This is a genomic window from Actinomadura napierensis (genome assembly GCF_039529375.1).
Classification (GTDB): domain Bacteria; phylum Actinomycetota; class Actinomycetes; order Streptosporangiales; family Streptosporangiaceae; genus Spirillospora; species Spirillospora napierensis.
In genome coordinates, this window is record NZ_BAAAMR010000205.1 from 1 (window position 1) to 8,660 (window position 8,660).

Below are 8,660 nucleotides of genomic sequence, written 5' to 3' on the forward strand. Positions count from 1 at the left end.
GGCGGCGGCCGGTGCGGGCGCGGGCTCCGGTTCCGGTTCCTGTTCCGCAGCGGCGGCGGGCTGCGCCGGCTCGGCGGCCGGTGCGGGGGCCTGCTCGGCGGCGGGCGCCTCGGGACGGGCGCCGCCGGCCGGGACGACCACGGCGATCGGGGCGCCGATCGCGGCGGTCTCGCCCTCGCCGACGAGGATCTTCTCCAGCACGCCGGCCTCGTAGGCCTCGTACTCCATGACCGCCTTGTCGGTCTCGATGTCCACCAGGACATCGCCGACCGCCACCTCGTCGCCCGGCTGCTTCTGCCAGGAGCTGATGACGCCCTCCTCCATGGTGTCGGAGAGGCGCGGCATGAGGATCTCGGTCATCGGGTGGTCTCCAGGGCGAGCCGGCCGGTCGCGCGGAGAGTGTCGCGGACGGCGGTGAGCAGGGAGTCGGCGGACGGCAGCGCCGCCGTCTCCAGGGACTTGGCGTAGGGGAGCGGCACCTCCGCCATCGCGACCCGGCGGACCGGCGCGTCCAGCCAGTCGAAGGCGCCCTCCTGGATCGTCGCGGCGATCTCCGCGCCGATGCCGTAGGTGAGCCAGTCGTCCTCGGCGACGACCGCGCAGCCGGTCCTGCGGACCGACTCGACGATCGTGGCGCGGTCCAGCGGGCGCAGGCTGCGCAGGTCGACGACCTCGGCGGACACGCCCTCGGCTGCGAGGGTCTCGGCGACCTCGGCGGCGACCCGCGCCATCCGCGAGTAGCCGATGATCGTGATGTCGGTGCCGGGACGGGTGACGCCGGCGCGGCCGATCTCGGCGGGCTCGATCTCCTCGACGGGGGCCGGGAGCTCGCCCTTGGTGTTGTAGAGGGCGAGGTTCTCCAGGAACAGGACCGGGTCGTCGTCGCGGATCGCGGCCTTCAGCATCGCGGACGCCTCGGCGGGCGTGCTCGGCGCGACGACCTTGAGGCCGGGGATGAAGGAGTAGAACAGCTCGACGTTCTGCGAGTGGGTGGCGCCGAGCTGCTGCCCGCCGCCGCCCGGGGTGCGGATCACCATCGGCACGCTGGCCTGCCCGCCGAACATGCCGTAGATCTTGGCGGCGTGGTTGACGATCTGGTCCAGCGCGAGCAGCGAGAAGTTGATCGTCATGATCTCCACGACGGGGCGCAGGCCGAGCATCGCGGCCCCGATCGCGGCGCCGACGAAGCCCTCCTCGGCGATCGGGGTGTCGCGGACCCGTTTCGGCCCGAACTCCTTCAGCAGCCCCTCGGTGATCTTGTAGGAGCCCTCGAAGAGCCCGATCTCCTCGCCCATCAGGAAGACGTTCTCGTCGCGGAGCATCTCCGCGCGCAGCGTGTCCCGGAGCGCCTGGCGGTAAGTGACGGGTGCCATGGAACTGCTCCTCAGGAACTGAATACCGGGTCGGCGGGCAGGCGGCGCAGCTCGCCCGGGACCGGGGTGGCGTAGGTGTAGTCGAACAGCGTGGAGACCTCGGGCGCCGGGCTCTCGTCGGCGAACGCGGCGGCGGCGTCGATCTCGGCGGTGACCTCCGCGTCGAGGCGGTCGCGCTCGTCGTGCGACAGGATGCCCGCCTCCTGCAGCTCCAGCGCCATCCGGGCGAGGGGGTCGGCGGCCTTCAGGGCCTCCTTCTCCTCCTTGGACCGGTAGCGGGCCGGGTCGACGACCGAGTGGCCCTTGAGCCGGGGGCTCGTGGTCTCCAGCAGGTAGGGCTTGCTCTCGGCGCGGGCGCGTTCGACGGCGACGCGCGCGGCGTCCCGGACGGCCACCGCGTCGGTGCCGTCCACCCGGACGCTCTCCATCCGGTAGGCGGCGCCGCGCCGGTACAGCTCGGGCTCGGCGGCGGAGTGCTCCACGGTGGTGCCCATGCCCAGCCCGTTGTTGATCACTACGAAGACGACCGGGAGGTCCCAGAGGCCGGCGATGTTCAGCGACTCGTGGAAGGCGCCGATCGCGGTGGTGCCGTCGCCCATGTGGCACATGACGACCTCGTCGCCGCCCTTGTAGGAGACGGCGAGGGCGGCGCCGGCCGCCAGCGGGACCTGGCCGCCGACGATGCCGTACCCGCCGAGCAGCCGCGCCTCGGCGTCGAACAGGTGCATGGACCCGCCCCAGCCCTTGGAAACGCCGGTGGAGCGCCCGTACAGCTCGGCCATCACGCGGTCGGCGGAGATGCCCTTGGTCAACGCGTAGCCGTGCTCGCGGTAGTTGGTGAACAGGTAGTCGGTGGGGCGCAGCGCGGCCATCAGGCCGACGACGGTCGCCTCCTCGCCGAGGTTCAGGTGGCAGTAGCCGCCGATCTTCGCCTCGGTGTAAGCGCGGGCGGCCCGCTCCTCGAAGCGCCGGATCAGCAGCATCTGCCGGTAGTAGCCGACCAGCGTCTCGGCGCTCTCCGCCGGGGCGCCGGGCGCGTCGCCGTTCACCGGGCGCGCGGCACCGCTCTTCGCCGGAGCGGCCGCCGGCCCGGAGGCCTTGGTGCCGCGCGCTCTCCGGGTCGTGCGAGCCGGAGCGGCCTTGGTAGCCGACCGTGTGGTCTCAGCCATCGGCGACCTTCCTTAGTCCGGGGGAACGCCGTAGGATCGCCACGACGCTCACCGATCATCATTGATCAATGATCGATCATATTCGAGTCTAGCCGGTCGGGCGTCAAGACCCACTTACCGTCCCCCCGTCTAATATTGGCTCCCGTGAACACGCCCGTCTCCGCCCAGCTGCTGCGCACCGGGCTCGCCGACCAGATCCGCGAGTTCATCGTGGAGGGCATCAGCTCGGGGCGCTGGGAGCCGGGCGAGCGCATCGTCGAGCGCCGCATCGCCACCGAGCTGGGTGTCAGCCAGGGGCCGGTGCGCGAGGCGCTGCGGCAACTGGAGGCGCAGCGGCTGATCGAGTCGCTGCCGAACCGGGGCGCCCGCGTCCGGGAGTTCACCGAGCAGGACCTCGCCGAGATCTTCCCCGTCCGCGCCGGGCTGGAGCGCACCGCCGCCGAGCTGGGGATGGCGCGCATCGCGGGCTGCCTGGACGCGCTGGAGCGGCGCAACCGGCAGCTGAGCGAGGCGGCGCGCGAGGGCGACCTGCACGAGCAGATGCGGCTCAGCATCGCCTTCCACCGCGAGATCGTCGAGGCGGCCGGCAACCGGCTGCTGTTCTCGGTGTGGGAGGGCCTCGGCATCGAGCTGTGGACGACGCTCTCGCTGCGGCTGCACCACACCGGGATCTACTCCAAGTCGGCCGAGCACGCCGAGCTGATCGAGGCGTTCCGGCGCCGCGACCCGCAGGCGCCGCAACTGCTGCACGACCACGTCATGAACTACGCGCCGCAGGCGCCGAAGGACGCCGCGCCGTGAGCCGCCCCGGCGGTGCCGCCCCGGCGGTGCCCGCGCGGTTCACTCCTGCTCGCGGTACGCCTTGGTGAGCTGCGCCTCCGCGTCGTCGAGGTAGGAGCGCAGTTCGGCCTCGGCGGCGTCGAGGTCGCCCCGTTCCAGCAGGTCGTAGAGCCGCCGGTTGCGGGCGAGGTACGGTTCGTGGAACTCGCGCGGCGAGCCCATCTCGTGGAAGACCAGGCGCATCTCGGCCAGCAGGTGCCGCGTCATCTCGTCCACCCGGGGGCTGCCGACCAGCGCGGCGAGCGCCTGGTGGAAACGGATGTCGGCGGTGCCGACCTGCTCCCAGACGTCGCCCGCGGCGGCGCGCTCGCCGTCGATCACGGCGGCCTCCACCCGGGCGAGCGCCTCGGACGGGGCGGACGGCGCGCACCGCACGCCCTCGCACTCCAGGATCCGGCGGACCCGGTACAGGTCGGCGAGCCCGTCGGCGGTGACGCGGCGGACGAACACCCCGCGGTTGAACTCGTGGACGAGCAGCCGCTCGTTGATGAGCAGCCGGAACGCCTCGCGGATCGTGTTGCGGGAGACCTTCGCGGCGCGGCCGAGGTCCTCCTCGGGGATCCGCTGGCCGGGGACGAGGCGCCCGTCGGTGATCTGCTCGCGCAGCAGGTGGGCGACGCGGTCGGCGGTGCTGTGCCGGCCGATGTCGTCGCGGGCCGCCGCGATGGTCTCCAGCCACGACCCCTGCGCCGGCATCGGCCCGTCCTCCCGCCGTGCGCGCGGCGCCGCCGGCCCGCGCGCGGAACTCGTACGGGCCCCACCGTATCCCCTTCCCGGGAGAAATCATCAACAAGGGGATTGCTGGATTGTTGAACAATCCTTACGCTGTCGGAAAGCCCGACACCCCGGAAGGGGCAGCCATGACGGACACCGCCCTCGACCAGCCCCCGGCCCCGCCCGCCTCCTCCTCCCGCCGCGGCGCCCTGCTCGGCGCCATGTTCCTGATGGCCACCAGCGCCATCGGCCCCGGGTTCATCACCCAGACCACCACCTTCACCGCCGAGCTCGGTGCCGCGATGGCGTTCGCGATCCTGGTCTCGGTGCTGGTGGACGTCGCGATCCAGCTGAACGTGTGGCGGATCGTCGGCGTCTCCGGACGGCGCGCCCAGGACCTCGGCAACTCGGTGGTCCCCGGCGGCGGCTACGCGCTGGCCGCCCTGGACGTCTTCGGCGGCCTGGTGTTCAACATCGGCAACGTGGCCGGCTGCGCGCTCGGGCTGAACGCGCTGCTCGGCCTGGACGTCAAGATCGGCGGCGCGCTGTCCGCGCTGGTCGCGATCGCGGTCTTCCTGATCCGGCGGGCCGGCGTCGCGATGGACCGGATCGTGGTGGTGCTCGGCGCCATCATGATCGTGATGACGCTGTACGTCGCGGTGAAGTCCGGGCCGCCGGTCGGCGACGCGCTCCGCCAGACCGTCGCGCCCGACCAGGTCGACTTCCTGGTCATCACCACGCTGATCGGCGGCACCGTCGGCGGCTACATCACCTACGCCGGCGCGCACCGCATGATCGAGTCCGGGCTGACCGGGCCGGGCAACGTCCGCGAGATCAACCGCAGCGCGGTCACCGGGATCATCGTCACCGGCGTGATGCGCGTGCTGCTGTTCCTCGCCGTGCTCGGCGTCGTCGCCGGCGGCGTCACCCTCGCCAAGGACAACCCCGCCCCGTCGGCCTTCCAGCACGCCGCCGGCGAGACCGGGCTGCGCGTCTTCGGCCTGATCATGTGGTCCGCCGCGATCACCTCGGTGATCGGCGCGTCCTACACCTCGGTGTCGTTCCTGGTCTCCTTCTCCGGCTGGATCGAGCGCAACCGCAACCGGCTCGTCGTCGCCTTCATCGTGGTGTCCACCGCGATCTACCTGGCGATGGGCACCACCCCGGCCAAACTGCTGATCCTCGCCGGCGCCCTCAACGGCCTCATCCTGCCGTTCGGGCTGGCCGTGCTGCTGTGGGTCGCCGCCCGCCGCCGCGACCTGCTCGGCGGCTACCGGTACCCGGCCTGGCTGCTGCTGCTCGGCGTCGCCGCCTGGCTGCTCTCGCTCTACCTGGGATGGAACTCCCTGACCGGCATCAAGGACCTCTGGAACTGAGATGGGGGAGGGGATGCGGATCCTGCCGGACGGCGACCGGGCCGTCCTCGTCGAACTGCCCGGCCTGGAGGCGATGCTCGGCCTGTACGCGGCGCTCACCGCCGCCCCGCCGCGCGGCGTCGCCGACGTCGTCCCGGCGGCCCGCACCCTCACCCTGCTGCTCGACCCGTCCGCCGACCCCGCCGAGGTCGCCGCCACGGTGCGCGGCGCGCGGCCCGGCGCGGCGGCCGGGTCGGCGGCGACCGTCGAGATCCCCGTCGTCTACGACGGCCCGGACCTCGGCGAGGTCGCCGCGCTCACCGGGCTCACCCCCGACGCGGTCGTCGCCGCCCACACCGGCACGACATGGCGGGTCGCGTTCACCGGGTTCGCGCCCGGGTTCGGCTACCTGGAGGGCGGGGACCCGCGGCTGGACGTCCCGCGCCGCGGCACCCCGCGCGTCCGGGTCCCGGCCGGCGCGGTCGGGCTCGCGGGCCGCTTCAGCGGCGTCTACCCGGTCGAGTCGCCGGGAGGCTGGCAGCTCATAGGGCGAACGGAGGCCGTCCTATGGGACCTGGACCGCGACCCGCCCGCCCTGCTCCGGCCTGGGGTGAAAGTTCGTTTCGTCCGGAGGGAACCATGAAGCGGGGCCTGGACGTTCTGCAGTCAGGACTCCTGGCAACCGTTCAGGATCTGGGACGTCCGGGTCACGCGGCGCTCGGCGTGGGGGTGGCGGGCGCCGCGGACCCGGATTCGTTCCGGCTCGCGAACCGTGCGGTCGGCAATCCCGAGGACGCCGCTGCGATCGAGGTCACCTTCGGCGGGCTGCACGTCCGGTCCCGCGGGGGAGTGCTCGCGGCCGTCACCGGAGCACCAGCGCCCCTGACCGTCGACGGCCGGGCCGCCGCGCCCTACTCGGTCTTCCACGTGCCCGACGGCGCCGAACTGCGGATGGGCACCCCCGCCGCCGGCCTGCGCAGCTACCTGGCCGTGCGCGGCGGGATCGCGGTCCCGCCCGTCCTCGGCTCCCGCTCCACCGACACGCTGTCCGGGCTCGGCCCGGCGCCGCTCAAGCCCGGCGACGTGCTGCCGGTCGGCCCGCCGCCGCGCGAGAACCCGCTGCTGGACGTGCTCCCCGTCGCGCCGCCGCCCGCGTCCGGCATCGAGCTGCGCGCGATCCCCGGCCCGCGCGCCGACTGGCTGGTCCCCGGCGCCCTGGACGCGCTGTTCGGCGCGCCCTACGAGGTGACCAGCGAGATCGACCGGGTCGGCATGCGGCTGGACGGCCCGCGCCTGGAGCACGCCGGGCGCGGCGAGCTGCCCAGCGAGGGGACGGTGACCGGCGCGCTCCAGGTCCCGCCGTCCGGTCTCCCCGTGCTGTTCCTGGCCGACCACCCGGTGACCGGCGGCTACCCGGTGATCGCCGTGCTGGTCTCCGCCGACATCGGGCGCGCCGCGCAGGCGCGCCCCGGCCAGCGGCTGCGGTTCCGCCCGCATCCGGCCCCCGTCCTCGCAGGACCGCACTTCCGACAGGAGGGAACGTGACGAACCCCATCGACCCGGGCTCGCTGTCCCCGGACCAGGCCAGGGCGCTGTTCCGCGCCGGGCTCCGCGTCCCCACGGCCGGCTGGTGCGCCGGCTGGACGCAGGCCAACCTCATCGCCGTGCCCCGCGACCAGGCCTACGACCTGCTGCTGTTCGCGCAGCGCAACCCGAAGCCGTGCCCGGTGCTGGACGTCACCGAGCCGGGCGCGGTGGCGGCGCCGCTGTTCGCCGGCGACCTGCGCACCGACCTGCCCGGCTACGTCGTGTACGAGGACGGCGAACCGGTCGCCCAGGTGGCCGACGTCACCGGGTACTGGCGCGACGACCTGGTCTGCTTCCTCATCGGGTGCAGCTTTACCTTCGAGGACGCGCTGCGCGAGGCCGGCGTCCCCGTCCGGCACATCGAGCAGAACACCAACGTCCCGATGTACCGGACGAACCGGATGTGCCGCCGCGCCGGCGAGTTCGGCGGCCCGCTGGTGGTCTCGATGCGGCCCGTCCCGGCCGCGCAGGTCGCCGACGCCGTCCGGGTCACCGCGCGGTACCCGTCCGTGCACGGCGCGCCCGTGCACGTCGGCGACCCGGTGGAGCTCGGCATCGACGACCTGGACGCGCCCGACTTCGGCGACCCGGTCGAGGTCCGGGTCGACGAGATCCCCGTGTTCTGGGCCTGCGGGGTGACGCCGCAGGCCGCGGTCATGGCGTCCCGCCCCAAGCTGGCGATCGGCCACGCGCCGGGGTACATGGCGATCACCGACGCCCGCGACTCCCGGTACCTCGTGCCCTGAGTCCGGCATAGGCTGCCCCCATGCCCGAGATCGTCGCTCCGGGCGACCGGCTCGGGGAGCGCTACCTCCTGGAGGCGCCGCTGGGCGCCGGCGGGATGGCCACCGTCTGGCGCGCCACCGACCTCGTCCTGGACCGCGCCGTCGCGGTGAAGGTGCCGGCGGACGGCTGGCCGGAGGAGTTCACCCGCCGGCTCCGCCAGGAGGCCAAGGCCGCCGCCGGCCTCGCCCACCCGAGCATCACCGGCGTCTACGACTACGGCGAGGACGAGATCACCCCGCGCACGGGACGGTTCGCCCAGCGGCGGCGCATCCCGTACGTGGTGATGGAGCTGCTGGACGGCGAGACCCTGTCGGCGCGGCTGGCGCGGGGACCGCTGCCGTGGCGGGAGGCGGCCGGGGTCTGCGCCCGGATCGCCGACGCGCTGGCCGCCGCGCACGCCGCCGGCATCGTGCACCGCGACGTCAAGCCCGCGAACGTGTTCCTGACCCCGCTCGGCGTGAAGGTCCTCGACTTCGGCATCGCGTTCACCGGCCTCCCGAAATCCGCCGGGTCCGGCGGGCCCATGCTGGGCACCCCGGCCTACGTCGCGCCCGAGCTCCTCACCGGGGCGTCGCCGACGCCCGCGGCGGACATCTTCTCGCTGGGCGTCGTCCTCGGCCAGACGCTCGCCGGGGGCGCGCCCTCAGCCGTCGCGGATCCGCCGCCGGACGTCCCCGCCGAGGTCGCCGCCCTGTCCCGGCGCTGCCGGGACGAGGACCCGGCCGCCCGCCCGACCGCGGCCGAGGCGGCCCGCGTCCTGGCCGGCGCCGCCGGCGTCCAGCTCGCCGCGTTCCGGGGGGGGGGGGGGGGGGGGGGGGGGGGGGGGGGGGGGGGGG

10 protein-coding genes are annotated in these 8,660 nt (G+C 74.0%); 6 read left to right on the forward strand and 4 right to left on the reverse strand.

Translation table 11 applies throughout. The features are described from left to right. The 3 genes from ABD296_RS48125 to pdhA all read right to left on the reverse strand — a co-directional run. On the reverse strand, nt 1-360 hold a 360-nt coding region (locus ABD296_RS48125; RefSeq protein ID WP_344284804.1), incomplete at its 3' end, for a biotin/lipoyl-containing protein. Next, nucleotides 357-1,373, reverse strand: coding sequence for an alpha-ketoacid dehydrogenase subunit beta (locus ABD296_RS48130; protein WP_344284807.1), 1,017 nt, complete (start codon nt 1,371-1,373; stop codon nt 357-359). The genes ABD296_RS48130 and ABD296_RS48125, both read right to left, overlap by 4 nt. A gap of 11 nt (nt 1,374-1,384) precedes the next feature. Further along, the gene (pdhA, locus tag ABD296_RS48135; protein WP_344284810.1) at nt 1,385-2,542 is read right to left on the reverse strand and encodes a pyruvate dehydrogenase (acetyl-transferring) E1 component subunit alpha; all 1,158 of its coding nucleotides are present in this window, start codon (nt 2,540-2,542) and stop codon (nt 1,385-1,387) included. 144 nt (nt 2,543-2,686) lie between these two features. Between pdhA and ABD296_RS48140 the strand changes: the two genes are divergently transcribed. Then, nucleotides 2,687-3,343 (forward strand): GntR family transcriptional regulator, encoded by a 657-nt coding sequence (locus tag ABD296_RS48140; RefSeq protein WP_344284813.1) that lies wholly within the window; start codon nt 2,687-2,689, stop codon nt 3,341-3,343. 39 nt (nt 3,344-3,382) lie between these two features. On the opposite strand, the gene ABD296_RS48145 is transcribed toward ABD296_RS48140, so the two are convergent. Further along, a complete protein-coding gene (locus ABD296_RS48145; protein WP_344284816.1) occupies nt 3,383-4,078 on the reverse strand; it encodes a GntR family transcriptional regulator in 696 nt (231 codons plus the stop codon). Nucleotides 4,079-4,242: 164 nt separating this feature from the next. Between ABD296_RS48145 and ABD296_RS48150 the strand changes: the two genes are divergently transcribed. From ABD296_RS48150 to ABD296_RS48170, 5 genes are all read left to right on the forward strand, one after another. Next, entirely contained in the window at nt 4,243-5,472 is a 1,230-nt protein-coding gene (locus tag ABD296_RS48150; RefSeq protein WP_344284818.1) for an NRAMP family divalent metal transporter, read from the forward strand. 13 nt (nt 5,473-5,485) lie between these two features. Beyond that, entirely contained in the window at nt 5,486-6,094 is a 609-nt protein-coding gene (gene pxpB / locus ABD296_RS48155) for a 5-oxoprolinase subunit PxpB (RefSeq protein ID WP_344284826.1), read from the forward strand. Beyond that, complete coding sequence (locus ABD296_RS48160) at nt 6,091-6,996, forward strand: 5-oxoprolinase subunit C family protein (protein WP_344284820.1); 906 nt, start codon at nt 6,091-6,093, stop codon at nt 6,994-6,996. Before pxpB ends, ABD296_RS48160 begins: the two co-directional genes overlap by 4 nt. Beyond that, complete coding sequence (locus ABD296_RS48165) at nt 6,993-7,784, forward strand: putative hydro-lyase (protein WP_344284822.1); 792 nt, start codon at nt 6,993-6,995, stop codon at nt 7,782-7,784. Before ABD296_RS48160 ends, ABD296_RS48165 begins: the two co-directional genes overlap by 4 nt. Before the next feature lie 20 nt (nt 7,785-7,804). Next, nucleotides 7,805-8,660 (forward strand): serine/threonine-protein kinase (locus ABD296_RS48170; RefSeq protein WP_344284824.1); only part of this gene is annotated, 856 nt, incomplete at its 3' end.